The organism is Pseudomonas typographi (genome assembly GCF_014694385.1).
GTDB classification, from domain to species: domain Bacteria; phylum Pseudomonadota; class Gammaproteobacteria; order Pseudomonadales; family Pseudomonadaceae; genus Aquipseudomonas; species Aquipseudomonas typographi.
Window position 1 is genome coordinate 145,291 of the sequence record NZ_JAAOCA010000005.1, and the last position, 25,009, is coordinate 170,299.

Below are 25,009 nucleotides of genomic sequence, written 5' to 3' on the forward strand. Positions count from 1 at the left end.
AGATGAGTAAGTCATCTAGTGCACCAAAATCACCGATTGCTTCGCTAGAAGAGCTCAATGCCCCTGCCCACCGGCCGCTGCCGGACATCGCTGCTGTGATCAACAACTGCCGTATGAGGCCGTAGCGCGGATCGTTAAAGCAGGCTTATTTACCGTCAGGATTCCCACTCGGTTTGGAGGCGCCGGTGGCTCGGTCAAGGATGCTATTGCATTGCTGATTCCCATCGCGTCCGTTGATTCGAACGTGGCTCAGGCGCTGCGCCCTCATTTCGATTTGGTCGGGGGCTGCTAGCGTCAGGTGCCAAGGATGCGGAAGCCGAGCGTGAACGATGGTTCGAGTGCTATTTGCGAGGCATTGTAATAGGCAATACAGGCTGGGAGGTTGGCGGTGCGAACGGTTCGACCAGCGCGCGTATTCTGCGCGACGAAGAGAACCATTGCGCCACAGGCAGCAAGTACTACAGCACCGGATCGTTGTGTGCGGACTGGGTCAGTGCTGTCACGCTAGACAAAGACTATCAACCGGTATCATTCATCCTGCCGCGTGATCGAAAAGGACAGGAACTGCTGGACGGCTTCGATGCGATGGGCCAGCGTCTGACGGCGAGTGGCACCACTCATCTGCACGATGTTGTGGTCAAAGCGGATGAGATCCCGCCACGTACAGTGGAAGAAGGGGAGCGCATAACCGTCACACCGTTCCTGCAGTTATTTCTCGCGGAGACCCAGGCGGGTATCGCGGGCAGTCTTAGCGCTCGCTGAAACGTCCTCGCCGCCGCAACTGCCCTACTGTCTCATCCAGGTTGGCCCAATGGAGTAGTCCCCAACTCGCATCTTTCGGAACGACATCCCCCAGACGGGTCTCTGGCGGATAAGCGGTGAAGTCGATAGGCGACTGCATGTGCACCAGCGAAGCCCCGATGCTTTGCAATGAATGATAGGTCTGCAGTTTCTCCTGCACCTCGGCATCGGTACGCCGGACTATCACGCTGGCGGGTACGAAAAACTTGATGCCGGCCGGATCGCTACCGGTGTGGGGATCGCCGCCGCAGTGCCTGCGGTGCTGGTTTACAACTACTTCCTGCGTCGCCTGAAACTGACGGCTGCCGACCTCGATGATTTCGCCCATGACTTCTACAGCCTGGTGCAGAAAAATTCGTTCCATGTGCCGCCGCATCCCGCGTTGAACAACGCCGCTGCCGGCAACCCGCAGAACGTGAAGGAGGCGTCCTGAGATAGCCTTCTCGACCCAAGACAGCGACAAGGTGCTGAGCGAGCTTAACGTCACGCCCCTGGTGAAGCCCCATTGCTCGGAGCCACAAGGTACCTCTTGTGAAAAGGCCTACCAACGAAGAACCGGGCATTCGCGATGTACTAGCTAACGTACTAAAGATGCTTGGCTACGGGTGGATTCCGAAGGAACGCTATAGAAGGAACGCTATAAACGAAAAAAGCGGCCAAAAGCCGCTAGTATCGGTGCTTCCAGGCATTCAGAGAGGCCTGCTGGAAGCAAATATGGCGCAGCGGACGGGACTCGAACCCGCGACCCCCGGCGTGACAGGCCGGTATTCTAACCGACTGAACTACCGCTGCGTAGGGTGGGCTCTCGCCCTTTTGACGCGACTGACCAGTGCGGGGTAGGCCCTGGTCTCAGGCTGTTCAGGTGAACGGCCTGGAAGAAATGGCGCAGCGGACGGGACTCGAACCCGCGACCCCCGGCGTGACAGGCCGGTATTCTAACCGACTGAACTACCGCTGCGCGTCGGTTGGGCTTTTGCCCAAGGGTGTTGCCAATACTCACGAAGTGGTGGGTGATGACGGGATCGAACCGCCGACCCTCTGCTTGTAAGGCAGATGCTCTCCCGGCTGAGCTAATCACCCTTTGCTTCGCTGAGGTGGCGCATTTTGGGCATCCGCCCAACGTAAGTCAATAGCCTGCTTGAAGTTTTTTAAAAGCCTAGGGAAAGCAGCGGTTATCCCGGGGCATAAATCATCTTGCGCGCCATACCGCCATCGACCAGGTATTCCTGCCCGGTCACGAAGCCCGCCGCGCTAGACAACAACCAGGCAACCAGCGCTGCCACATCCTCGACCGTGCCCACCCGCCCCGCCGGGTGCTGGGCGTGGTCCTCGGCCGTCAACGGCTCGGCACGCCGCTGCGCCGGGTCGCGGGCATCGATCCAGCCGGGGCTGACGGCATTTACGCGAATCTCCGGCCGCAGGCTAACGGCCAGTGCGTGGGTCAGTGCTACCAAGCCGCCCTTGCTGGCCGCATAGGCTTCGCTATTGGCTTCGGATTGCCGCGCGCGGGTAGAGGCAATGTTCACGATCGCCCCCTGGCGCGCCCGCAGGTACGGTGCACAATGCTTGGCCAGCAGCATCGCCGCGGTCAGGTTGACCGCCAGCACTCGGTTCCAATGTGCCAGCGGTAGGGTTTCAAGCGTTCGGTTGTGTGGGTCCGCGATCGCGGCATTGTTCACCACGGCATCAAGCCGGCCGAATTGCCCCAAGGCCTTGGCCACCACACCGACTACCTGGGCTTCATCCGCCACGTCGGCCGCAACGAAAAAGGCCCGTTCGCCCAGCGCCTGGGCCACCGCAGCCCCTCGCGCTTCGTCGATATCGGCCAACACCACCTGCCAACCTTCGCAAATCAACCAAGCGGCCACACCCAGGCCAATGCCCCGCGCCGCGCCGGTGACCAGGGCGACACGGCCTTCATGGAAACTGCCACCGGCAGTGCCCAACTCGATCACAGCGCGGCCAGGCCGCGGGCCATGTCGGCCTGCAGGTCGGCGATGTCCTCAAGCCCCACCGCCACGCGGATGAGGCTGTCACGGATACCGGCCGCTTCACGTTCCTGCGGGCTAAGGCGGCCATGAGAGGTCGTTGCCGGGTGGGTGATGGTGGTTTTGCTGTCCCCCAGGTTGGCGGTGATCGACACCAGGCGGGTAGCGTCGATGAAGCGCCAGGCACCCTCTTTGCCGCCCTTGACTTCGAAGCTCACCACGCCGCCAAAACCGCGCATCTGGCGCTTGGCCAAAGCGTGCTGCGGGTGGCTTTGCAGCCCGGCATAGTGAACCTTTTCGATGCCGGGTTGGCGCTCCAGCCATTCGGCCAGGGCCTGGGCGCTGGCGCAGTGGGCGCGCATGCGCAGGTTCAGGGTTTCCAGGCCCTTAAGGAAGACCCAGGCATTGAAGGGGCTTAACGAAGCGCCGGCGGTACGGACCACGCCGACCATTTCCTTCATATGCTCGGCACGCCCGGCGACCACCCCGCCCATGCAACGGCCCTGGCCATCGATGAACTTGGTGGCCGAATGCACGACGATGTCCGCCCCCAGCTTCAGCGGCTGCTGCAGCGCCGGGGTGCTGAAGCAGTTGTCGACCACCAACAAGGCGCCTTTGGCGTGGGCGATGTCTGCCAACGCGGCGATATCGACCAACTCGGCCAGAGGGTTGGAAGGCGATTCGACGAACAACAGCTTGGTGTTGGGCTTGATTGCCGGCCCCCAGCCCTCAAGGTTGGCCAGCGGCACGTAGTCCACTTCGATGCCGAACCGCTTGAAGTATTTATCGAACAGGCTGATGGTCGAGCCGAACACGCTTTGGGATATCAACACATGGTCGCCCATGCTGCACAAGCCCATGGCCACGGCGGTAATCGCGGCCATGCCGGTGGCGAAGCCTACCGCCTGCTCGGCCCCTTCCAAGGCGGCGATGCGCTCTTCGAAAGCGCGCACGGTGGGGTTGGTGTAGCGTGAATAAACGTTGCCCGGTACCTCGCCGGCAAAGCGTGCCGCGGCATCGGCGGCGGTGCGGAACACATAGCTGGAGGTGAAAAACAGCGGGTCGCTGTGCTCGCCTTCAGGGGTGCGGTGCTGGCCGGCACGCACGGCGAGGGTGTCGAAGGCCACGCCTTCGAGGTCGCTGTCCAGGCGCCCGGCGTCCCATTCCTGAGTCATTGGCAGCTGCTCCTTCAGTTGTTGTAAAGGTCGATGATGGCGCTGACCGCCTGGGTCTTGACCTTGGCCAAATCGTTACGCGCCTGATCGATCTTGGCCAGGTAGCGCTCGTCGATATCGCCGGTGACATAGTGACCGTCGAATACCGCGCAATCGAAGTGATCGATCTTGACCTTGCCCCCCCCGACCGCGTCGATCAGGTCGGGGAGGTCCTGGTAGATCAGCCAGTCGGCGCCGATCAGGTCGGCTACCTCCTGGGTGCTGCGGTTGTGCGCGATCAATTCATGCGCACTCGGCATGTCGATGCCGTAGACGTTCGGGAAGCGCACCGCGGGGGCCGCGGAACAGAAGTAGACTTTTCTCGCACCTGCATCCCGGGCCATCTGGATGATCTGCTTGCAGGTGGTGCCGCGCACAATGGAGTCATCGACCAGCATCACGTTCTTGCCACGGAACTCCAGTTCGATGGCGTTAAGCTTCTGGCGCACGGATTTTTTGCGCGCGGCCTGCCCAGGCATGATGAAGGTACGGCCAATGTAACGATTCTTGACGAAACCCTCGCGGAATTTCACGCCCAAGTGGTTGGCCAGCTCCAGTGCTGAGGTACGGCTGGTGTCGGGGATGGGGATCACTACGTCGATATCGTGCTCCGGGCGCTCGCGCAGAATCTTCTCAGCCAGCTTCTCACCCATGCGCAGCCGCGCCTTGTACACCGAGATGCCGTCGATGATCGAATCCGGGCGGGCCAGGTACACATGCTCGAAGATGCACGGTGCGTACTGCGGGTTGGGCGCGCATTGGCGAGTGTGCAGCTTGCCGTCTTCGGTGATGTAAACCGCTTCGCCCGGCGCCAGGTCGCGGATCAGGGTGAAGCCCAGCACATCGAGGGCGACGCTTTCGGAGGCGATCATGTACTCCACCCCTTCGTCGGTGTGGCGCTGGCCGAATACGATCGGGCGGATCGCGTTGGGGTCGCGAAAGCCGACGATACCGTAGCCGGTGATCATTGCCACCACCGCGTAGCCACCCCGGCAGCGCTTGTGCACATCCTTGACTGCGGCGAACACGTCTTCCTCGGTGGGCTGCAACTTGCCACGCACGGCCAGCTCATGGGCGAACACGTTGAGCAGCACCTCGGAGTCGGAGCTGGTGTTCACGTGGCGTAGGTCTGACTCGTAAATTTCCTTGGCCAGCTGTTCGACGTTGGTCAGGTTGCCGTTATGTGCCAGGGTGATGCCATAGGGCGAGTTGACGTAGAACGGCTGCGCCTCGGCCGAGGTAGAGCTGCCTGCGGTGGGGTAACGCACATGGCCGATACCCATGTGCCCGACCAGCCGCTGCATGTGCCGCTGCTGGAACACATCACGCACCAGGCCGTTGTCCTTGCGCAAGAACAACCTGCCATCATGGCTGGTGACAATACCGGCAGCGTCCTGGCCGCGATGCTGCAGGACGGTTAATGCGTCATACAGCGCCTGATTGACGTTCGACTTACCGACGATACCGATGATGCCACACATGCGACACGACCCCTACTTAGTGAACCTGAACGGCCTGCGGCTGCTCCACCTTGTGGGCGGGGAACCACTGGTCCTTGAACGGAATATCGACCGGCGTGGTGACCCCACCGGCCAGCCACTGGCTGGTCATCCCCAGAACGAGGTTTTTGGACCAGTCGGCGACCAATAAAAAACGCGGCAATAACTGCGACTGCTGCCACCAGGGATCCTGTTGAACCGGCCCCAGGCTCAACAGCCCAGCGGCCACCACCACCAACAAGCCGCCCCGCGCGGCACCGAACACCATGCCTAGAAAACGGTCGGTGCCAGACAAACCGGTCACGCGAATAAGCTCGCTAATGAGAAAATTGACCAACGCCCCCACCAACAAGGTAGCGACGAATAAAATGGCGCAACCGGCTATCACACGTGCCGAAGGCGTTTGAATGTAGTTTTCGAGGTACTGCGACATCCCGCCGCCGAACATCCAGGCCACGGCGCCCGCGATGATCCAGGTAAGCAGCGACAGGGCTTCCTTGACAAAGCCCCGCTTCAAGCTGATCAGAGCGGATACGGCGATGATCGCCACAATCGCCCAGTCGACCCACGTAAATGCCACGGTGCAGCCCGATGACGGATAAGGCGGCGCATTTTACCAGAGCCTGTGGGGCAGCGCAGCTATGCTGGGCGATAGTGGGGCTATTAACCTGCCCGGCGGCCCTTATGGCTCGAAACGCACCACGAAGCCTTTCATCTGCTGCTGGCGGTTAAGGGTATCGCGTAAGCGTTCGGCTTCAGCGCGTTCGATCACCGGGCCGACGAATACCCTATTCTTGCCATCGGCCGACCGCACGTACGCATTATAGCCTTGGGTACGTAAACGGCCCTGCAATGCATCGGCGCTGGCACGGGTCGACAGGCTGGCCAACTGCACCGCCCAGCTGAGCGGCACGCCATTAGGGTCTATTTTCGACGCGCTGTCAGGTTTCGCCGGTACCCCGGCCACGGGCGCGGCGGGTAGCTCAGGGATAGGCTTGGCCGGGGCAGCAGGTGCGGCCGCCTTGCCGGCCTGGGCAGGTGGCTGGGCCGGCGCCGGCGCGGTCGCCAGGGCCGTGGCGGGTTGTTCCGCCGCGGCAGGCTCTGGGGCGGGCGACGGTACGGGTTGGTTCACCGGCACTTCAACCGGCTCTACCCGCACCTGCGGCATGCTCGGTGCCTGCGGCGCGGCTGGCGCATCCACCCGCACCCGGCGCACTTCATCCGGGCGGCTGAAGAGCATGGGCAGGAAAATCACCGCAAGGGCTACCAGCACCAGGGCACCGACCATCCGTTGTTTGACCACGCTATCGAGCATTGCCCAAGGGCCTCCTCACGCCGCGCGCCCGGCCAGCCACCGAAGGGCCTCGGCCACGCAGAAAAACGAACCGAACACGACTATTTCATCTTCACTGCCCGCGGCATTGCATACCTGCTCCAGCGCTTGGGCAACACTGCCATGAGACGCTGCCGACACGCCAAGGTTCGCCAGGGCCCGCGCCACCTGAGTCGCCTCACGGCTGCGCGGGCTAGGCAAGGTCGCCACGGCCCACTGGCTGAAGGTGCCCGCCAGTGGTGCGACCACGCCGGCCAGGTCTTTATCGGCCAACAAGCCGAACACCGCAAACCGGCGCCCGGCCACCGGCCGCGCGGCGAGCCGCACGCTCAGGTATTGGGCAGCCTCAGGGTTATGCCCCACATCGAGCAGCAGGTGAAGCACCTTGCCTTGCCAGGCCAGCTCTCGGCGGTCGAGGCGCCCGGCCAAGCGGGTACCCTGCAAGGCACCGGCCAGTGTACCCGGCTCGAACGGCAAGCCCAGCAGGGCATAGGCTTGCAGGGCAAGCGCTGCGTTTTCCATGGGCAGCTCGAGCAGCGGCAATGCCGGCAACGTTAGGGCTACACCCTGGCGATCGTGACCGCGCCATTGCCAATGGTCGCCGGCCGGTGCCAGGTCGTAGTCGTGCCCGCGCAGCGACAGCGGGCAACCCAGCGCCTGGGCCTGTTGCAACAGCGGTAACGGCGGCGCCAGGTCGCCACACAACACGGGGCGCCCAGCGCGAAAAATGCCGGCTTTTTCGAAGGCTACAGCCTCGCGGCTATGCCCCAGGTATTCGCCGTGGTCCAGGGCAATGCTGGTCACCAGGGCAAGGTCGGCATCGGCCAGGTTGACCGCGTCCAGCCGCCCACCCAAGCCGACCTCAAGCACCACCGCGTCGAGCCCAGCGCGGGCGAATAGCCAGAACGCCGCCAGGGTGCCCATCTCGAAATAGGTCAGCGATACTTCGCCACGGGCCGCTTCCACGGCCGTGAACGCCTCGCACAAGGCGGCATCGCTGGCTTCGAGGCCAGCCAAGCGCACCCTTTCGTTGTAACGCAGCAGGTGAGGCGAACTGTACACCCCCACTTTCAGCCCCTGGGCTTCGAGCAGGCTCGCCAAAAAGGCGCAGGTCGAGCCCTTGCCATTGGTGCCGGTGACTAACACTTGGTAGCGGGCCAAGCGCCCCAGGCCCATGCGCTCGAACACCTGGCGCGAGCGCTCCAGGCCCATGTCGATAGCCGAGGGGTGCAACTGCTCGAGGTAGGCGAGCCACTGGGCCAGGGTGCGCGCAGTCATGCTTGGGCGGCCACCGGCACCTGTGCGGCCACGGGGGTGGCGACGTTGGTCATTTGTGCCAGCAGCCGCGCCAGGCGCGGGCGCAATTCCTGGCGATGGATGATCAGGTCGATGGCGCCGTGGTCGAGCAAGAATTCGCTGCGCTGGAAGCCTTCCGGGAGTTTCTCCCGCACGGTTTGCTCGATCACGCGGGGGCCGGCGAAGCCGATCAGCGCCTTGGGTTCGCCTACGATCACATCGCCGAGCATGGCCAGGCTGGCCGATACGCCGCCGTATACCGGGTCGGTGAGCACGGAGATGAACGGGACGCCCTCCTCGCGCAGGCGCGCCAACACCGCGGAGGTCTTGGCCATTTGCATCAGGGAAATCAGCGCTTCTTGCATGCGCGCGCCACCAGAGGCGGCGAAGCAGATCATCGGGCAGCGGTTCTCCAGCGCATAATTGGCAGCGCGCACGAAGCGTTCACCCACCACCGCGCCCATCGAGCCACCCATGAAGCTGAACTCGAAGGCGCTGCACACCACCGGCAGGCCCATCAGGGTGCCGCTCATGGAGATCAGCGCGTCTTTTTCGCCGGTTTGCTTCTGCGCGCCGACCAGGCGGTCCTTGTACTTCTTGCTGTCGCGAAACTTCAGGCGATCGACCGGTTCCAGCTCGGCGCCGAGCTCCTCCCGGCCTTCGGCATCGAGGAAGATATCCAGGCGATGGCGCGCGCCGATGCGCATGTGATGGTTGCACTTGGGGCACACATCGAGGGTTTTTTCCAACTCAGGGCGGTACAACACTGCCTCGCAGGACGGGCACTTGTGCCAGAGACCCTCGGGCACCGAGCTTTTTTTCACCTCGGAACGCATGATCGAGGGGATCAGTTTGTCTACCAGCCAGTTGCTCATAGGTGCTTCTCTCCAGTATCCGGGCCGCTATCGGCGCCAGGCAGCCCGTGCTTGGTCTTACCATTCAGGTCGAAACGGCGGCGCCCGCAGGCGCTCACCCTGACATTTGTGCCGCATTAAAGCGTGTGGACGGCGGCCAGCGTTTTGCCGTCACATCACCCTATGGCGCGGCCGCGCCGCGCACAGCGGCGATGAATGCGGCCACCTTCGCCGCATCCTTGATACCCTTGCTGGCCTCTACGCCGCCGCTGACATCCACTGCCCAGGGCTTCACCTGGGCAATCGCAGCGGCCACGTTGTGCGCACCCAGGCCACCGGCCAACACCACCGGCTTGGGCAACCCCGCCGGCACCAGCCCCCAATCGAACGCCTGCCCAGTGCCGCCGGGCACGCCGGCGACGAAGGTATCGAGCAGGACACCCTGGGCGCCGGCATAGGCCCGGCACGCAGCGACCAGGTCATCGCCCGGGCGCACGCGCAAGGCCTTGATATAGGGGCGGCGCGCGCCTTCGCATTGAGCTGGGGTTTCGTCACCATGAAATTGCAACAGATCGAGCGGTACCGCTTCGAGGGTTTCGTCCAGCTCCCGGCGGCTGGCGTTGACGAACAAGCCCACGGTGGTCACGAAGGGTGGCAACGCGGCCACGATGGCGCGCGCTTGCTGCACGCTGACCGCACGTGGGCTTTTGGGGTAGAACACCAGGCCAATGGCATCGGCCCCGGCGTTAGCGGCGGCCAGGGCATCTTCGATGCGGGTAATACCGCAGATTTTGCTGCGAACAGCGGCCATAAGCAGGCGACCTTGCAACGGTTGAAGGGGCGGATAGTAGCAAACCCCGGCCAACCCGTCAGCCCATGAGGCCATCGAACCCGGTGAGAAAGTGTGGCCCGAGGTAACGCGCTGGAAGGTCGAACGCAGGCGGGTACTCCACCTGCACCAGGTAAAGGCCAAACGGGTGCGCCGTGACCCCGCCAGCCTTGCGGTCCCGGCTCAGTAGCACCTGCTCGGCCCAGTGCGGGGGCTTATCGCCCGCGCCAATGGCCATCAGCACACCCGCCAAATTGCGCACCATATGGTGCAAAAACGCGTTGGCCCGCACGTCGATCACCACCATGCTGCCGTGCTGGCTTACGCGCAGGTGATGCAGTTGCTTGATCGGCGATTTGGCCTGGCATTGGGTGGCCCGAAAGGCGCTGAAGTCGTGGGTGCCTACCAGTGCTTGCGCGGCCTCGCCCATGCGCGCCACGTTTAGCGGCCGGTAATTCCAGGTCACTTCCTGGCCCATGTGTGCCGGGCGAATGGGGTCGTTGTAGATCACATAGCGATAACGCCGGGCGGTCGCCTTGAAACGGGCGTGGAAGTCCGCTGGCACCTCCTTGGCCCAGGTCACGCTGATATCGTGGGGCAACTCACTGTTGGCGCCCATCACCCAGGCCTTGTTCGGCCGCGCGGCGCGGGTGTCGAAGTGCACCACCTGGCCACAGGCGTGTACCCCTGCATCAGTGCGCCCAGCGCATACCACCGACACGGGGCTGGCGGCCACTCTGGCCAAGGCGGTTTCCAGCGCCTGCTGCACGGTGGGCAAGCCGCTGGCTTGGCGCTGCCACCCGGCGTAGCGCGAGCCTTTGTATTCCACACCCAACGCAATGCGCGTGTGGCCTTCGGCGGCCACTTCAGTGACCGCGGTTTCGAACGTGTTCACAACTCACCTGGGGTTGAATAACGAAAGCGGCAGCCCATTGGGCTGCCGCCTTGGGTTACAGCGAGCGTTCAGCCGAGGTCGGCCAGCATGCGCCGGGCCTCATGCTGTTGCGCATCGGTACCTTCCTTGAGTACCTCGTCGAGAATGTCACGGGCGCCGTCGGCGTCCTTCATTTCAATGTAGGCTTTGGCCAAGTCCAGCTTGGTGCTCACCTCATCGGTGTCGGCGAGGAAATCGAAATCGTCCGGCGCCGGGTTTTGCTCATTCGTCTCACCAGAGAGGCTCCCCAGCCGTGGGGTGACGTCTTCCCGGCCAGCGGCGACCTGGTCGCGCCCTGGCGAAGCTTCGCCAGGTGTCGACAGGTCGAAATCACCCGGCAGGCCATCGCCTTTTTCAGGGTCGGCCAGCGCTTCTAGTGCAAGGTCATCGAGGTCGTCGACCGGCGACGGTGCTGGCGCATCGGCGGCGATGTCCAGGTCGAAGTCGGACAGGTCAATGTCGCGGGCCCGCTCGGCTTCGGTCTCGCGCAGCAACGCGTCGAAATCCACATCGTCGCGTTTGGCGGGGTCGGCTGCTTTCTCCGCCTCGCTGGCGGGCTTAGCCGCCGCGCCGGCGCCTACCGGGTCGATGCCGTCGAGGTCAAGGTCGAAATCGGTGTCGAACACCTCCCCAATCGGCTCCGGGCCATCGGGCTCATCCTGCAGCAGGTCTTTGACGTACTGGGCATCGAGTTCGGCGGCGACCGCGGCGGCACTCAGGCCCACGCCAGCCAATGCCCCAAGCATGGCCGGGAAGCGCGACTTCAATGCCTCGACCTCGGCCTGGTTGGCGCCGCTGGCCAGCAAACGCCGCTCATTGGCGACGAATGCATCCCGATCGCCCTGGTTGGCATACACCTCCATGAGCATCAGGCGCAATTCGCTGCGCTCGGGCTGCGCCTCGACCGCAGGCTCGAGCAGGTCGGCGGCCTGGTTGAAACGGCCAGCGGCGACAGCGGCTTGAGCCTGGGTAAGCACATCGTCAGCGGCCGGTGCCTTGACCAGGCTCGCCACGCTCGGCACCTCGTTGCGCGGGGCTGGCTCAACCGGCGCCGCCAGGGGGGTACTACTGGCCGACGCCTGGGCCGCTGCGGCAGAGGCGGCCACCATGGCCGGTGCGAGTTTCACGTTTGGCGCTTGCGGGGCCAACCCTTCGAAACTGTCCGGCCCAAAATCGAAATCATCCGGTGGGAAATCACCCTCTTCGGCCAACGCCTTGGCCATCCGCACATGCTTCTCGGCCTCTTGGTCCGCCTTGCGCTTGCGCGCGAGCAGCCAAGCGGCGAGCAGCACGGCAATCAACGCGATGCCGCCCGCGGCGCCCAGCACCGCCGGGTTGCTGGCGCCTTGAGAGGTAGGCGGCGCCGCGGGCGCTGGGCTTGGCGGTGCGCCCGCGTTGGCCGGGGCCTGCCCGGTGGCCGCTTCAGAGGGGGCGGCGGGCGCTGCTAGCTGTGCGCCGATGGCCGGGCTGCCCGCGCGGGCGGGCGTACCCGGCGGCTGCGGCGCCCCAGCGCTGGCTTCGAGCTTGGCCAATTGGTCGTTCTTAAGTTGCAGCAGGCGCTGCAGTTTGTCGAGCTGGCTCTGCAGGTCGTCGTTACGGCTTTTTAGCTCCGCGTTTTCGCGGCGCGCCGAATCGAGGCTCTCCTGAGTGCTAGCCAACTGGTCACGCACTGCTTGCTGGTCTGCCACGGCGCCTTTGCGGTTACGCGCCTGGCCCGACACCAAGCTCAGGTTGTCGCCCGGCGCGGGCGCCGGTGCCTTGCTACCAGGCGCCCTACGGGTGGCATCGACCTGCTGCGCCCGCGGACCCAAGCGCCGGCCTTCGTGCCAGGCGGCATTTTGCCTGGCCACTTCCGCCACGGCCCGGGGCTGGGCCAGCGCCGTAGCGTTGGGTGCATCCGGCAAGCGCAACACCTGGCCTGCGCGCAGCCGGTTGATGTTGCCATCGATAAACGCGTCGGGGTTCAGCGCCTGGATCGCCAGCATGGTTTGCTGTACCGAGGCCCCGGCCGGGCGCGCGCGGGCCGCGATCTCCCAAAGGGTATCCGGGCTCTTGGTGGTGTAGTGCTCGGCCTGGCGATTGGCCGTGGCCACCGCCGGTGCCGGTGTGTCACGCCCGGGCTCGCCCGCTGGCGCTGCGAATTTGGCCGGGTCGACCAACACGCTGTAGTCACGCAGCAGGCGGCCACTGGGGTACACCACCTGAACCAGGAACTTCACCATCGGGTCGGGCAATGCCGTGGGCGACGTCACCTGGATGACGCTACGCCCGCCCGGGTTGATCACCGGTGTGAACTGCAATTGCCCCAGGTAGGCCTGGCGGTCGACCCCAGCCTTGGTGAAATCCTCGGGTGAGGCAAGGCTCGGCACGATCTCCGGGGCGGCAAGGTTGCCCACATCGCGCAACTCGATTTCGGCCGCCAGCGGCTGGCCGGGCGCGGATTTGAGCGTGACTTCACCCAGTTCAAGGGCTTGCGCCAGCCCCGACGCCAGTGTCGATGCCGCGGCAATCGCCAATGCCAGCTTGCGAAGATGAACCATGGCCAATTCCTTTGTGAACTTACGGGGTGAAGCCCGAAACGCAACGAACAAGTTCGCCCAAGTATCTTTTAGGTAAGGTCTTTTATCAACAATTCGGCTATTTGCACAGCATTCAAGGCTGCGCCTTTGCGCACGTTGTCCAGCACCAACCATAGATTAAGCTCACAAGGGTCATCCAAGCCGGGGCGCAAGCGCCCCGCGTACACCACGTCCTGGCCCACCGCATCGCCGACGGCGGTAGGGTAGTCGCCCGGCTCCTCGACCAGTTCCAACCCTGGTGCGACCGACAGCACAGCGCGCACCTGGGTGATATCGACGGGGCCCTGGGTACGGATGCACAGCGCCAGGCTGTCACCGAAAAACACCGGTGCCTGTAGGCAGGTGGTCGATATGCTTAGTAAAGGCAGCCCCAGGGTTTCGCGCAATTGCTCGGCGATGCGCTTTTCAAGGGTTAGGTGGCCTAATGCATCAGGGGCGCCCACCTGGGCCAGCAGGTTGAAGGCCACCTGGCGGTCGAAGAACGCCGGTTCCAACGGCCGCACGTTGAGCAGTTCGGCGGTTTGCCGGGCGAGTTCGGCCACCCCTTCACGGCCCTGGGACGACACCGCCAGGCAAGCGGTGACCGTTACCTGTTGCATCGCCAGCATCCCGCGCAACGGAGCCAATGCCACGGCCAGCGCGATAGCCGGGCTGCAAGGGCTTACCGCCTTGCGCCCGGCCAAGAATGCCTGGGCATTGGCTTCGGGTACCACTGCCGGCGCCTGCAGCGCGCCGGCAAGGTCCACCACGGCGCAGCCGGCCTCGATCGCGCGGGGCGCGAAGGTATGGCTCACCGCTTCGCCGGCGGCGAAGAACACCAACCCCACCTGCTTGAAATCGAAGCTGTCCACTTCACGAACGCGCACATTCTTGCCACGAAACGCCACGGCCTTGCCAGCCGATTCCATGCTGGCCAGCAGGTGCAGGTCGCCCACGGGGAAGGCCCGCTCTTCGAGGATTTCAACCAGCGCCTCGCCCACGCTGCCGGTGGCGCCAACGATGGCGATGTTCAGGGGGGTCTGCATGATAGAGCGCCTTTGGGTAGGGGGCTTGTAAAGAATAGGAGCCTGCGTGCCACCCAGTCACCGCACGGTCAAGCGGTGAACAGGGCAAGCGGGGTGGATGGCCGAGGCCAAATAGGAAAGGTGCTGCCGTCCATGGCCTGCAGGGCGCTGAAATGGCTGCACATGGGATTGCCCACGAGCACCGCCGGCGTTCCCCGCGGGATAAACCCGCTGTTCGGCACCTGGGGATGGCCGCTGGCGGGGCAATGCCGTGTATCAGCGCTCCAGCAGGATGCGCAGCATGCGCCGCAGCGGCTCGGCCGCGCCCCATAGCAGTTGGTCGCCGACCGTGAAAGCGCCCAGGTACTGCGAGCCCATGTTCAGCTTGTGCAGGCGGCCCACCGGAACGTTCAGGGTGCCGGTGACCTGGGTGGGGGTCAGCTCTTGCATACTGGCATCACGGTGGTTCGGCACCAGCTTCACCCAAGGGTTGTGCTGGCTGATCAGCCCTTCGATGTCGGCAATCGGCACGTCTTTGTTCAGCTTGATCGTCAAGGCCTGGCTATGGCAGCGCATCGCCCCTATGCGCACACAGATGCCGTCAATGGGGATCGGGCTCTTGAAGCGGCCGAGTATTTTGTTGGTTTCGGCCTGCCCTTTCCATTCTTCGCGGCTTTGGCCGTTGGGCAGTTCCTTGTCGATCCACGGGATCAGGCTGCCTGCCAGCGGTACACCGAAGTGCTCGGTGGGGTACCCATCGCTGCGCATGGCTTCGGCGACTTTGCGGTCGATGTCGAGGATGGCGCTGGCCGGGTTGGCTAGGTCATCGGCAACCGCTGCGTGGCTAACGCCCATTTGGCGGACCAGCTCACGCATGTTCTGCGCACCGGCACCGGAGGCGGCCTGGTAGGTCATGGCGCTCATCCACTCCACCAACCCGGCTTCGAACAACCCACCCAGACCCATCAGCATCAAGCTTACGGTACAGTTCCCGCCGATGTAGTTGCGGGTACCGGCGTCAAGCTGATGGTCAATAGCCTTGCGGTTGACCGGGTCGAGAACGATGACGGCGTCATCCTGCATGCGCAGGCTCGACGCCGCATCGATCCAGTAGCCTTGCCAGCCGGCTTCGCGTAACCGAGGGAACACTTCTTGGGTGTAGTCGCCGCCCTGGCAGGTCAGGATCACGTCGAGTGTCTTGAGCTCGTCGATGCTGTAGGCGTCTTTCAGCGGCGCCACGTCCTTGCCGATGGCCGGCCCTTCGCCGCCCACGTTGGAGGTGGTGAAGAACACCGGTTCGATCAGGTCGAAGTCTTGCTCTTCCAGCATCCGCTGCATGAGCACAGAGCCAACCATACCGCGCCAACCGATCAGACCTACACGTTTCATCGCACACTACACCTTGGTTAGAAGTGGGCCACCGCGCCCGGGGGTACTTTGCGGTGGGCCCGAGAGATTACAGATTTCGCAGGGCCGCGACTACAGCGTCGCCCATTTCCCGCGTACCGACCTTCTTGCAGCCTTCGGACCAAATGTCTCCGGTACGCAGGCCCTGGTCGAGCACCCGGCTCACCGCCTGCTCGATAGCCGCAGCGGCTTCGGTTTGGGCGAAGCTGTAACGCAGCATCATCGATACCGAGAGGATGGTCGCCAGCGGGTTGGCGACCCCCTGCCCGGCGATGTCCGGCGCCGACCCGTGGCACGGTTCGTACATACCTTTGCCATTGGCGTCCAGCGACGCCGACGGCAGCATACCGATAGAGCCGGTGAGCATGGAGGCTTCATCCGACAGGATGTCGCCGAACATGTTGTCGGTAACTATCACATCGAACTGCTTGGGCGCGCGCACCAGTTGCATGGCGGCATTGTCCACATACATATGGCTCAGTTCTATGTCCGGGTAGCCCTGTGCCACCTGCTCGACCACTTCACGCCACAATTGGCTGGAGGCCAACACATTGGCCTTGTCGACCGAGCACAGCTTCTTGCCCCGCACCTGGGCCATCTCGAAGCCCACCTTGGCGATCCGACGGATCTCGCTTTCGCTGTAAGGCAGGGTGTCGTAGGCCTGGCGCTCGCCGTTTTCCAGTTCACGGGTGCCCCGTGGGCTACCAAAGTAGATACCGCCGGTAAGCTCACGAACGATCAGGATATCCAGCCCGGCGACGATGTCGCGCTTAAGGCTGGAGGCATCGGCCAATTGCGGGTAAAGGATGGCCGGGCGCAGGTTGCCGAACAGGCCCAACTGCGAACGGATCTTCAACAGGCCGCGCTCGGGGCGGATGTCACGCTCGATCTTATCCCACTTCGGGCCGCCCACGGCGCCCAGCAGCACGGCATCGACCTTGCGTGCCAGCGCCAGGGTCGAATCGGCCAATGGCACGCCGTGCCGGTCAATCGCCGCACCACCGATTACATCGTGGTGCAATTCGAAGCCCAGGGAAAACTTCTCGCTGGCCAGTTCCAGCACCTTGACCGCCTCGGCGGTGATCTCGGGGCCGATACCGTCGCCGGGAAGAATCAGGATCTGCTTGCTCATGCTTTCCTCTTATCAAAATGTGGCAACCCACCGAAGCGCACAGCCGTGGGGCCGCGGCGGCTTAGTGAGTTGCCCATGTCATTAGCGAAACAGCCAGGGCTGTTGCTGGCGGTGGCGTGCTTCGAAGGCACGGATGGCGTCTGCATCCTGCAGGGTCAGGCCGATGTCATCCAAGCCATTGAGCAAGCAGTGCCGGCGGAATTCGTCTATTTCGAAAGTGTACGCCTTGCCATCGGGGCGGGTCACGGTGCCGGCGGCCAAGTCGATGGTCAACCGATAACCGTGCTCAGCCTCGACCTGCTGGAACAGCTCATCGACCTCGGCCGCGCCGAGGATGATCGGCAGCAAGCCGTTCTTGAAACTGTTGTTGTAGAAAATATCGGCGAAGCTCGGTGCGATCACGCAGCGAAAGCCATATTCGTCCAAGGCCCAGGGCGCATGCTCCCGGCTGGAGCCGCAACCGAAGTTTTCCCGCGCCAGCAACACACTGACCCCCTGGTAGCGTGGTTGGTTGAGCACGAAATCCGGGTTGATCGGGCGCTTGCTGTTGTCTTGATACGGTTGGCCAACATCTAGGTAGCGCCATTCGTCGAACAAGTTGGGGCCGAAGCCGGTGCGCTTGATCGATTTCAAGAATTGCTTTGGAATGATCTGGTCGGTGTCGACGTTGGCGCGGTCCAAAGGCGCCGCCAAGCCGATGTGCTGGGTAAAGGCTTTCATGCTGCGCTCCCTTGGGTCAATTCACGAACGTCGACGAAATGGCCGGCTACCGCGGCGGCGGCGGCCATCGCCGGGCTCACCAGGTGGGTGCGGCCACCGGCACCCTGGCGCCCTTCGAAGTTGCGGTTGGAGGTGGAGGCGCAATGCTCGCCGGATTCGAGCCGGTCCGGGTTCATTGCCAGGCACATGGAGCAGCCCGGCTCACGCCATTCGAAGCCGGCGGCGATGAACACCTTATCGAGCCCTTCCTGCTCGGCTTGCGCCTTGACCAGGCCCGAGCCGGGCACCACGATCGCCTGTTTGACGCTTGCTGCCACCTTGCGACCCTTGGCCACTTCAGCGGCAGCGCGCAGGTCTTCGATCCGCGAATTGGTACACGAGCCGATGAACACGCGATCGAGCTGGATCTCGGTAATCGGCTGGTTGGCACGCAGGCCCATGTACTTGAGTGCCCGCTCGATCGAGCCGCGCTTGATCAGGTCGGGCTCGCGGGCCGGGTCCGGCACGTTCTGGTCCACGGCCAGGACCATTTCTGGCGATGTGCCCCAACTGACCTGTGGCTTGATCTGCGCCGCCTCCATGCGCACCACCGTGTCGAACACGGCATCGTCGTCGGACTTCAAGCCTGACCACGCCGCTACCGCCTGCTCCCATTGCTCACCGCTGGGCGCGAACGGGCGGCCCTTGACGTAGGCGATGGTCTTGGCGTCGCAGGCAACCATGCCCACCCGGGCGCCCGCTTCGATCGACATGTTGCACAAGGTCATCCGGCCTTCCATCGACAGCTCGCGGATGGCGCTGCCAGCGAACTCCATGGCGTGGCCATTGCCGCCCGCGGTGCCGATCTTGCCGATCACGGCCAGTACGATGTCTTTGGCGGTCACGCCCACTGGCAGCGCGCCTTCGACCAGCACCTGCATATTTTTCATTTTTTTGGCGACCAGGCATTGGGTGGCCAACACGTGTTCGACCTCGGAGGTGCCGATACCGTGCGCCAGCGCGCCAAATGCTCCATGGGTGGAGGTGTGCGAGTCGCCGCAGACCACGGTCATCCCCGGCAGCGTCGCGCCCTGCTCCGGGCCGATTACGTGAACGATGCCCTGGCGCGGGTCGTTCATCGTGAACTCGGTGATGCCATATTCTTCACAGTTGTCGTCGAGGGTTTGTACTTGAAGGCGCGACACCTCGTCGGCGATGGCCTCGATGCCCCCTTTGCGGTCGGGGGTGGTCGGCACGTTATGGTCAGGGGTGGCCACGATCGAGTCGACCCGCCACACCTTGCGCGAGGCCAGGCGCAGGCCCTCGAAGGCCTGCGGCGAGGTGACTTCGTGCACGATGTGGCGGTCGATGTAGATCAGTGAAGAGCCATCGTCGCGCTGCTTGACCACGTGTGAATCCCAGAGCTTGTCATACAGGGTCTTGCCGGCCATTTGCGATTCCTCATCAGGACTTTCTATGCCTTTTCTCTCTGGCGATACAGAGAGGGCTTGTAGCTTAGAATGCTATAGCGCTAAATTGAATAACTCAAATTCATACTTTTTATGAACCGCATAACACAAAGGAATTTCGCCCGTGGATGTGGCCAACCTCAGCGCCTTCATCGCCATTGCCGAACTGGGCAGCTTTTCGGCGGCCGGGGAGCGCCTGCACTTGACCCAACCGGCGATCAGCAAGCGCATAGCCAGCCTTGAAGCGCAGTTGGAGAACCGCTTGTTCGACCGCCTGGGGCGGGAAGTGAGCCTGACCGAAGCAGGCCGCGCGCTGTTGCCGCGTGCGTACCAGATCGTCAATGTGCTGGATGACACCCGCCGCGCCCTGACTAACCTCAACGGCGAAGTCAGCGGCAGGCTTACCCTTGCCACCAGCCACCATATCGGCCTGCATCGCCTGCCGCCAGTGCTGCGGGCATTCACCAAGCGCTACCCGAACGTTGCGCTGGATATCCAGTTTCTCGACTCGGAAGTGGCCTACGACGAAATCCTCCATGGCCGCGCCGAAGTCGCAGTGATCACCCTGGCGCCAGAACCCTATGGGCTGATCAAGGCCGTACCGATATGGGACGACCCGCTGGACTTCGTCGCCGCCCCGGAGCACGCGCTGGCGCGCCAGGTCCACGTTACACCGGCGGACATCGCCGGCCACCCGGCTGTGTTTCCGGGCAACAACACATTTACGCACCATATCGTACAACACTTGTTCCGTGCCCAAGGCCTGACGCCCAATATCGCCATGAGCACCAATTACCTGGAAACCATCAAGATGATGGTTTCTATTGGTATCGCCTGGAGCGTGCTGCCGCGCACCATGCTCGATGATCAAGTCGTGCGCCTGGCGCTGCCGGGGATCCAAATGAGCCGCCGGCTGGGCTACATCGTTCACACCGAGCGCACGCTGTCGAACGCCGCGCGAGCATTCATGGCTTTACTTGAGGCGGAAATCGTCTTTGCTTGACGACTGGAGACACTCACGCCGCCTGAAGGAAGCCCGCACCGATGCCTGAATACGACGCCCCTTCGCCGCGGTCACCACACCGGGCGCCGCCGCAGGAAGACCCCAGCCTGATGATAATGGCGCTGGAGGGCGCCAACCTTGGGGCCTGGCGCTGGGACCTGGCCAGCGGCTTATGGCAAGGCTCTGCCAGGGCACTGGCGCTGTTGGGCCTGGCGCCAGGCACCCCGCCGCAACAGTACGCGGCTTATATACAACGGGTTCATGAACAAGACCGCGCCCGCGTTGAGCGTGCCCTGAACCGCGCCGCGCAGGGTGAAGCCGGGCCAATGCCGTTGGCACACCGTGTGGCCGGCGAGGGCGGCACGCTGCAATGGCTAGAGCTCGACGCCCGGCTGCTGGAGCAAGCCGGCCATCGCGTATTGGCCGGCGTAATACGCCCGCTGCGCCCGCTGGCCACCGCCGAAGACCGCTTCGCCCGGTTGTTCCAGGCAAGCCCCTACCCGATCAGTGTCATCGAACGGGCCAGTGGCCGTTTCATTGAGGTGAACCCGTGTTTCAGCGAAACCTTTGGCTGGCCCAGCGAAGACATACTCGGGCATACCGCCGAAGAGCTGATGCTATGGGGCGATGGCCTGCAGTGCCAGGCGTTGCTGGCCGACATCGAACGGTACGGGCGGGTTACCCACCGGGAAATCGTCGCCCGGCGCAAGCACGGTGAGCGGGTAAGCCTGGAAATGTCGGCCGAGCCGATCACCCTGAACGGTATCGCCTGCCTGCTGTTCACGGCCCGCGACGTCACCCAGCTCAAAAGCGCCCAAGCGCAGATCCAGCACTTGGCCTACCACGACCCGCTCACCAACTTACCCAACCGCGCTCTGCTGATGGACCGCATCAGCCAGCAAGTCACGCACCTCAAGCGCAACAACCAGCGGGGCGCCCTACTCTTTCTGGACTTGGATCACTTCAAACACATCAACGACTCGCTCGGCCACCCCGTCGGCGACGCCGTGCTGAAGATCATCACCGCACGCCTGGAGGCCAGCGTGCGCCTGGAGGACACCGTTGCCCGCCTGGGCGGCGACGAGTTCGTGGTGCTGATCAGCGGCCTGGAAGGCACTCGCAGCGAAGTCACCCTGCAGGTGCGCCAGGCCGCCGACGGCCTGCGCGAGCTGCTGGCCGAACCCATGACCCTCGACGGCCACCGCCTGCTGGTCACCCCGAGTATCGGTATGGCACTGATTCCGGACCATGGCACACAGCCGGCCGACCTGCTCAAACGCGCCGACATCGCCCTGTACCGGGCCAAGGATTCCGGGCGCAACACCGCACAGTTGTTCCACAGCACCATGCAGAAGGTCGCCAGCGAACGCCTGCGCCTGGAAAACGACTTGCGCTTGGCCATGGCCCGTGGCGAATTTCATTTGCACTTCCAGCCCCAGGTGGACGCCCGCGAGGATCACATCGTGGGGGCCGAAGTGTTACTGCGCTGGTTGCACCCGCAACTGGGCCAGCAATCGCCAGCGCAGTTCATCCAAGTGCTGGAAGAAAGCGGCATGATCCTCGAAGTCGGCAATTGGATTCTCGACGAAGCTTGCGGCGCCTGTGCCCGCCTGCTGCATGAGGGGCTTATCGATGCCAGCGACTTCAGCCTGTGCGTGAATATCAGCCCTCGGCAGTTTCGCCAGGTAGATTTCGTCGAGCGCGTCGAGCGCAGTCTCAGCCACAACCAATTGCCGTGCAGCCTGCTCAAGCTGGAAATCACCGAAGGCATCGTGATCCAGAACCTGGAAGACACCATCAGCAAGATGCGCGCCTTGAAAAAACTTGGGGTCAGCTTCGCCATGGACGACTTCGGCACAGGCTATTCGTCGCTGACCTACCTCAAACGGTTGCCGGTGGACGCGCTGAAAATCGACCAGTCGTTCGTGCGCGACTGTACCAGCGACCCCAACGATGCCGAGATCATCCGGGCGATCGTCGCGATGGCGCGCAGCCTTGACCTCACCGTGATCGCCGAGGGTGTGGAGCTGTCCGAACAATTGGAGTTCCTCGAACGCCTGGGCTGCCACTTGTACCAGGGCTACTTGTACAGCCGGCCGGTACCCTGGCCGGCGTTCCGGGCATTACTGACCGGCGAGGGGTAAACGCTGCCGCAGCGGCGTCCGCCCTTGTGGCCAAGCTGGAATAAAAAGGGGGGCGCCCCACCAGGCGCCCCCCCTTTTTACAGCCACATCAAGCGATCAATGTTGCAATGCCGGCGCAGTGCTCCCGATCGGGATGCGTTTGGCCTTAGCCTCTTCCGGCACAACCCGCAGCAGGTCGATATTGAGCAGCCCATTCACCAAGGCTGCGCCCTTGACCTCGATATGGTCGGCCAAGCGGAAGGACAACTTGAAGCCCCGCTGGGCAATGCCCTGATGCAAGTAGGTCACGTTCTGGGCCTCGGCGTCACGCTGCTTGCCGCCGCTGACCGTCAGCACACCTTTTTCGACCTCCAGCTCAAGGTCCTGTTCTTCGAACCCTGCGGCGGCCACAACGATGCGGTAGTGTTCATCGCCATGCTTCTCCACGTTGTAGGGAGGGTAACCGCTGCCCGATTCGTTGCGCGCGGCAGACTCGAACAGATCATTGAACCGGTCGAAACCGATGGACTGGCGAAACAGTGGAGCCAGGGAAAAAGCAGTAGTCATGGTCATTCTCCTGAAATTCAGCGAGTAGGTTCATTACGCGACCCGTCTTCGGCATCGCGTACTCACTAAATGGAGATGGCCTCGCGCCTTTCAAGACCGTTCGTCGGGCTTTTTTCATCCAGCCCGATCAGCCTGGCGATACGCTGGCAATCGGTTTCCCGCCGCAATTGTTCGAATAGCGTGCTCGCCTCGGGGTAACTGCGGGTCAGCATCGCTACCCATTGCTTGAGGCGCCCCGGCGCATAGCGCGGCGACAACTTATCGGTGGCCAACCGCCAAAAGCGCTGTAGCAGCGGCAGCGCCTGCTCCCAGGCCATCGGCGCTAACGCTACGCCCTGCTCGGCAGCGGCGATCTGCCGCGCCAGGTCTGGGCGCGACACCAGCCCGCGGCCCAGCATCACATCATGGGCGCCGCACACCTGGCGGCAACGTTGCCAGTCGGCCACCGACCAGATGTCCCCATTGGCGTACACCGGCACCTTGACCGCACCCTGCACGCGCGCGACCCACTCCCAATGGGCCGGCGGCTTGTAACCGTCGAGTTTGGTACGGGCGTGCACCACGATCTGCTCGGCACCACCGCTTTCCAACGCCCGGGCGCAATCCAGGGCGCCATGGGGGCTGGCATAACCCAGGCGCATCTTCGCGGTCACCGGCACATGGGCCGGGGTGTGGCGGCGCACGCTGCTGACGATGGCGTGCAACAGCTCCGGCTCGTTCAGCAACACCGCACCGCCACGGGAACGGTTCACCGTTTTGGCGGGGCAGCCGAAGTTAAGATCGATCACCGGCGCGCCCAGCTCGCAGGCGGCGGCCGCACTCTCACCGAGCAGCGACGGGTCGCTGCCGAGCAACTGCACGCGCAGCGGCACGCCGGCACGGGTGCGGCTGCCCCGCGCAAGCTCGGGCGCAAGCTTGAGGAACGCCGGCGGCTGCAAGGCGCGGTCCGATACCCGTATGAATTCGGTCACACACCAGTCGATGCCGCCGACCTCGGTGAGCACCTCACGGAGAATGTCGTCGACCAGGCCCTCCATCGGTGCCAGCGCAATCTGCATGGGGGCCTTCACCCGTGGCGCATCAGGGCGGCGCCGTAGCCACTGAGGAATGCCCCAGGCATGCGTTTGGCCTTGCCACTGGAGAGCTCGATACACACGAAGGTGGTCTGTGCCCGCAGCACGGTCACGCCGTCGGCGGGGCGCACCAATTGGAAACGGCGGTTCATGCGGATTTTTTCGTCCCAGTCGGCGATCCACGTGGCCATCACCAACGCGTCGCCTTCATAGGCTGCTGCCAGGTAGTCGATTTCGTGGCGCACCACCGCCATAGCCCGATCAAGGCGGCGGTATTCAGCCAAGTCCAGACCGAGTTGCTGGGAGTGGCGCCAGGCGCAGCGCTCCAGCCAGGCCACGTAAACGGCATTGTTGGCGTGGCCGAGGCCGTCGATGTCGTCGGGGCCAACTGCCAGCGGCAAGGTGAAAGGTTCAGGTGCGTCCCAGTTCATGGGTACTCCTTTGGCAAACGTGCGGTCGCCGCACACGCCCGCTGGATAGTTTGCCGCCGAAAAAAACAAAAGGCCCATTCAATAATCGAATGAGCCTTGATTCCCGGAGATCGGGGCAACAGTGGCGTCCCCTAGGGGACTCGAACCCCTGTTACCGCCGTGAAAGGGCGGTGTCCTAGGCCACTAGACGAAGGGGACGCAAACCTTCGCGCGGGCTCGTTTCAGCGAGCCTGGGCAGAATTGGTGGAGCTAAACGGGATCGAACCGTTGACCTCTTGCATGCCATGCAAGCGCTCTCCCAGCTGAGCTATAGCCCCGATTTTACGCCTGTCGGCGCGTACCCCTTACCGGCGATACGATGTGAAAGTGGCGTCCCCTAGGGGACTCGAACCCCTGTTACCGCCGTGAAAGGGCGGTGTCCTAGGCCACTAGACGAAGGGGACATGACCTTCTACCACGGACCAGTCTGGTGGCTGATCCTTCCGAAGTCAAAAAACCGACTGCGAAACTTGGAATGTGGTGGAGCTAAACGGGATCGAACCGTTGACCTCTTGCATGCCATGCAAGCGCTCTCCCAGCTGAGCTATAGCCCCACAGGTCGACACCGTGATTTCGGCGCCGTGTCGTGGACGGGGCGCATATTAAGGGCCCCGCCCTACCCTGTCAAACAGAATTTCAAAAAACCCTTAAATTTTTTTCAAAGGCTTTCAATGAGTTAGGGCAGCGCCTGGGGCGAGGCCGCGGTACCCTTACCCCAGTTGCGACGGCCGGCAC

General features: G+C 63.4%; 22 protein-coding genes, 7 tRNA genes and 1 pseudogene. 5 read left to right on the top strand and 25 right to left on the bottom strand.

Going from position 1 to position 25,009, the window contains the following annotated elements; all coding sequences use genetic code 11:
- Positions 1-106: 106 nt before the first annotated feature.
- From HAQ05_RS28555 to HAQ05_RS05310, 3 genes and pseudogenes are all read left to right on the top strand, one after another.
- Positions 107-292 (top strand): acyl-CoA dehydrogenase family protein, encoded by a 186-nt coding sequence (locus HAQ05_RS28555; protein WP_238936471.1) that lies wholly within the window; start codon positions 107-109, stop codon positions 290-292.
- A 53-nt stretch (positions 293-345) separates the two neighbouring features.
- A complete protein-coding gene (locus HAQ05_RS28560; RefSeq protein ID WP_238936465.1) occupies positions 346-762 on the top strand; it encodes an acyl-CoA dehydrogenase family protein in 417 nt (138 codons plus the stop codon).
- A gap of 259 nt (positions 763-1,021) precedes the next feature.
- Positions 1,022-1,234, top strand: a pseudogene (locus tag HAQ05_RS05310) (MotA/TolQ/ExbB proton channel family protein); the annotation flags it as partial.
- A gap of 282 nt (positions 1,235-1,516) precedes the next feature.
- Here the strand turns inward: HAQ05_RS05310 and HAQ05_RS05315 are convergent.
- From HAQ05_RS05315 to leuC, 18 genes are all read right to left on the bottom strand, one after another.
- A tRNA-Asp gene (locus HAQ05_RS05315) sits at positions 1,517-1,593 on the bottom strand.
- 89 nt (positions 1,594-1,682) lie between these two features.
- Positions 1,683-1,759: transfer RNA gene (locus tag HAQ05_RS05320), tRNA-Asp, on the bottom strand.
- A 46-nt stretch (positions 1,760-1,805) separates the two neighbouring features.
- Positions 1,806-1,881, bottom strand: a tRNA-Val gene (locus HAQ05_RS05325).
- A 92-nt stretch (positions 1,882-1,973) separates the two neighbouring features.
- Positions 1,974-2,756 (bottom strand): SDR family oxidoreductase, encoded by a 783-nt coding sequence (locus HAQ05_RS05330; RefSeq protein WP_190418150.1) that lies wholly within the window; start codon positions 2,754-2,756, stop codon positions 1,974-1,976.
- Positions 2,753-3,964 carry an O-succinylhomoserine sulfhydrylase gene (locus tag HAQ05_RS05335; RefSeq protein ID WP_190418152.1) on the bottom strand — a complete coding sequence of 404 codons (1,212 nt, stop codon included), beginning with the start codon at positions 3,962-3,964 and terminating at the stop codon, positions 2,753-2,755. The genes HAQ05_RS05330 and HAQ05_RS05335 overlap by 4 nt, the downstream gene beginning before the upstream one ends.
- 14 nt (positions 3,965-3,978) lie before the next feature.
- Positions 3,979-5,484, bottom strand: a complete 1,506-nt coding sequence (gene purF, locus HAQ05_RS05340; RefSeq protein WP_190418154.1) for an amidophosphoribosyltransferase — start codon at positions 5,482-5,484, stop codon at positions 3,979-3,981.
- 16 nt (positions 5,485-5,500) lie between these two features.
- Positions 5,501-6,082 (bottom strand): CvpA family protein, encoded by a 582-nt coding sequence (locus HAQ05_RS05345; RefSeq protein WP_190418156.1) that lies wholly within the window; start codon positions 6,080-6,082, stop codon positions 5,501-5,503.
- Positions 6,083-6,184: 102 nt separating this feature from the next.
- Entirely contained in the window at positions 6,185-6,817 is a 633-nt protein-coding gene (locus HAQ05_RS05350) for an SPOR domain-containing protein (RefSeq protein WP_190418158.1), read from the bottom strand.
- Between the two features lie 15 nt (positions 6,818-6,832).
- Positions 6,833-8,113, bottom strand: coding sequence for a bifunctional tetrahydrofolate synthase/dihydrofolate synthase (gene folC / locus HAQ05_RS05355; protein ID WP_190418160.1), 1,281 nt, complete (start codon positions 8,111-8,113; stop codon positions 6,833-6,835).
- Complete coding sequence (gene accD / locus HAQ05_RS05360; RefSeq protein ID WP_190418162.1) at positions 8,110-9,006, bottom strand: acetyl-CoA carboxylase, carboxyltransferase subunit beta; 897 nt, start codon at positions 9,004-9,006, stop codon at positions 8,110-8,112. Before accD ends, folC begins: the two co-directional genes overlap by 4 nt.
- Before the next feature lie 160 nt (positions 9,007-9,166).
- Complete coding sequence (locus HAQ05_RS05365; RefSeq protein WP_190418164.1) at positions 9,167-9,796, bottom strand: phosphoribosylanthranilate isomerase; 630 nt, start codon at positions 9,794-9,796, stop codon at positions 9,167-9,169.
- Between the two features lie 58 nt (positions 9,797-9,854).
- Complete coding sequence (gene truA, locus HAQ05_RS05370) at positions 9,855-10,709, bottom strand: tRNA pseudouridine(38-40) synthase TruA (protein ID WP_190418166.1); 855 nt, start codon at positions 10,707-10,709, stop codon at positions 9,855-9,857.
- A 68-nt stretch (positions 10,710-10,777) separates the two neighbouring features.
- Positions 10,778-13,288: a FimV/HubP family polar landmark protein gene (locus HAQ05_RS05375; RefSeq protein ID WP_190418168.1), complete on the bottom strand. Its 2,511-nt coding sequence runs from the start codon at positions 13,286-13,288 to the stop codon at positions 10,778-10,780.
- Between the two features lie 68 nt (positions 13,289-13,356).
- Positions 13,357-14,352, bottom strand: coding sequence for an aspartate-semialdehyde dehydrogenase (locus tag HAQ05_RS05380; protein WP_190418170.1), 996 nt, complete (start codon positions 14,350-14,352; stop codon positions 13,357-13,359).
- Positions 14,353-14,607: 255 nt separating this feature from the next.
- Entirely contained in the window at positions 14,608-15,720 is a 1,113-nt protein-coding gene (asd, locus tag HAQ05_RS05385) for an aspartate-semialdehyde dehydrogenase (protein WP_190418172.1), read from the bottom strand.
- Positions 15,721-15,787: 67 nt separating this feature from the next.
- The gene (gene leuB / locus HAQ05_RS05390; protein ID WP_190418174.1) at positions 15,788-16,870 is read right to left on the bottom strand and encodes a 3-isopropylmalate dehydrogenase; all 1,083 of its coding nucleotides are present in this window, start codon (positions 16,868-16,870) and stop codon (positions 15,788-15,790) included.
- Between the two features lie 81 nt (positions 16,871-16,951).
- The gene (gene leuD / locus HAQ05_RS05395) at positions 16,952-17,590 is read right to left on the bottom strand and encodes a 3-isopropylmalate dehydratase small subunit (RefSeq protein ID WP_190418176.1); all 639 of its coding nucleotides are present in this window, start codon (positions 17,588-17,590) and stop codon (positions 16,952-16,954) included.
- The gene (gene leuC / locus HAQ05_RS05400) at positions 17,587-19,020 is read right to left on the bottom strand and encodes a 3-isopropylmalate dehydratase large subunit (RefSeq protein ID WP_190418178.1); all 1,434 of its coding nucleotides are present in this window, start codon (positions 19,018-19,020) and stop codon (positions 17,587-17,589) included. The genes leuD and leuC overlap by 4 nt, the downstream gene beginning before the upstream one ends.
- Positions 19,021-19,162: 142 nt before the next feature.
- Between leuC and HAQ05_RS05405 the strand changes: the two genes are divergently transcribed.
- Both HAQ05_RS05405 and HAQ05_RS05410 read left to right on the top strand, forming a co-directional pair.
- The gene (locus HAQ05_RS05405) at positions 19,163-20,041 is read left to right on the top strand and encodes a LysR substrate-binding domain-containing protein (protein WP_190418180.1); all 879 of its coding nucleotides are present in this window, start codon (positions 19,163-19,165) and stop codon (positions 20,039-20,041) included.
- A 41-nt stretch (positions 20,042-20,082) separates the two neighbouring features.
- Positions 20,083-22,185, top strand: a complete 2,103-nt coding sequence (locus HAQ05_RS05410) for a putative bifunctional diguanylate cyclase/phosphodiesterase (RefSeq protein ID WP_190418182.1) — start codon at positions 20,083-20,085, stop codon at positions 22,183-22,185.
- Between the two features lie 96 nt (positions 22,186-22,281).
- On the opposite strand, the gene HAQ05_RS05415 is transcribed toward HAQ05_RS05410, so the two are convergent.
- From HAQ05_RS05415 to HAQ05_RS05445, 7 genes are all read right to left on the bottom strand, one after another.
- Complete coding sequence (locus HAQ05_RS05415; RefSeq protein WP_190418184.1) at positions 22,282-22,731, bottom strand: Hsp20 family protein; 450 nt, start codon at positions 22,729-22,731, stop codon at positions 22,282-22,284.
- A gap of 65 nt (positions 22,732-22,796) precedes the next feature.
- Positions 22,797-23,789: a tRNA dihydrouridine synthase gene (locus HAQ05_RS05420; RefSeq protein ID WP_190418186.1), complete on the bottom strand. Its 993-nt coding sequence runs from the start codon at positions 23,787-23,789 to the stop codon at positions 22,797-22,799.
- Positions 23,790-23,797: 8 nt separating this feature from the next.
- Entirely contained in the window at positions 23,798-24,235 is a 438-nt protein-coding gene (locus HAQ05_RS05425; protein WP_190418189.1) for an acyl-CoA thioesterase, read from the bottom strand.
- A gap of 122 nt (positions 24,236-24,357) precedes the next feature.
- Positions 24,358-24,433, bottom strand: a tRNA-Glu gene (locus tag HAQ05_RS05430).
- A 43-nt stretch (positions 24,434-24,476) separates the two neighbouring features.
- Positions 24,477-24,552 (bottom strand) — tRNA-Ala (locus HAQ05_RS05435).
- 50 nt (positions 24,553-24,602) lie between these two features.
- A tRNA-Glu gene (locus HAQ05_RS05440) sits at positions 24,603-24,678 on the bottom strand.
- 74 nt (positions 24,679-24,752) lie between these two features.
- Positions 24,753-24,828 (bottom strand) — tRNA-Ala (locus HAQ05_RS05445).
- Positions 24,829-25,009: the final 181 nt, after the last annotated feature.

What these genes read in the sequence shown, in the direction of transcription:
- leuD (WP_190418176.1), bottom strand. Translation starts at nt 17,590, where the DNA reads ATGAAAGCCTTTACCCAGCACATCGGCTTGGCGGCGCCTTTGGACCGC.
- purF (WP_190418154.1), bottom strand. Translation starts at nt 5,484, where the DNA reads ATGTGTGGCATCATCGGTATCGTCGGTAAGTCGAACGTCAATCAGGCG.
- leuC (WP_190418178.1), bottom strand. Translation starts at nt 19,020, where the DNA reads ATGGCCGGCAAGACCCTGTATGACAAGCTCTGGGATTCACACGTGGTC.
- HAQ05_RS05335 (WP_190418152.1), bottom strand. Translation starts at nt 3,964, where the DNA reads ATGACTCAGGAATGGGACGCCGGGCGCCTGGACAGCGACCTCGAAGGC.
- HAQ05_RS05410 (WP_190418182.1), top strand. Translation starts at nt 20,083, where the DNA reads ATGCCTGAATACGACGCCCCTTCGCCGCGGTCACCACACCGGGCGCCG.
- HAQ05_RS05420 (WP_190418186.1), bottom strand. Translation starts at nt 23,789, where the DNA reads ATGCAGATTGCGCTGGCACCGATGGAGGGCCTGGTCGACGACATTCTC.
- HAQ05_RS05375 (WP_190418168.1), bottom strand. Translation starts at nt 13,288, where the DNA reads ATGGTTCATCTTCGCAAGCTGGCATTGGCGATTGCCGCGGCATCGACA.
- asd (WP_190418172.1), bottom strand. Translation starts at nt 15,720, where the DNA reads ATGAAACGTGTAGGTCTGATCGGTTGGCGCGGTATGGTTGGCTCTGTG.
- HAQ05_RS05425 (WP_190418189.1), bottom strand. Translation starts at nt 24,235, where the DNA reads ATGAACTGGGACGCACCTGAACCTTTCACCTTGCCGCTGGCAGTTGGC.
- HAQ05_RS05380 (WP_190418170.1), bottom strand. Translation starts at nt 14,352, where the DNA reads ATGCAGACCCCCCTGAACATCGCCATCGTTGGCGCCACCGGCAGCGTG.
- folC (WP_190418160.1), bottom strand. Translation starts at nt 8,113, where the DNA reads ATGACTGCGCGCACCCTGGCCCAGTGGCTCGCCTACCTCGAGCAGTTG.
- accD (WP_190418162.1), bottom strand. Translation starts at nt 9,006, where the DNA reads ATGAGCAACTGGCTGGTAGACAAACTGATCCCCTCGATCATGCGTTCC.
- HAQ05_RS05365 (WP_190418164.1), bottom strand. Translation starts at nt 9,796, where the DNA reads ATGGCCGCTGTTCGCAGCAAAATCTGCGGTATTACCCGCATCGAAGAT.
- leuB (WP_190418174.1), bottom strand. Translation starts at nt 16,870, where the DNA reads ATGAGCAAGCAGATCCTGATTCTTCCCGGCGACGGTATCGGCCCCGAG.
- HAQ05_RS05350 (WP_190418158.1), bottom strand. Translation starts at nt 6,817, where the DNA reads ATGCTCGATAGCGTGGTCAAACAACGGATGGTCGGTGCCCTGGTGCTG.
- HAQ05_RS05415 (WP_190418184.1), bottom strand. Translation starts at nt 22,731, where the DNA reads ATGACTACTGCTTTTTCCCTGGCTCCACTGTTTCGCCAGTCCATCGGT.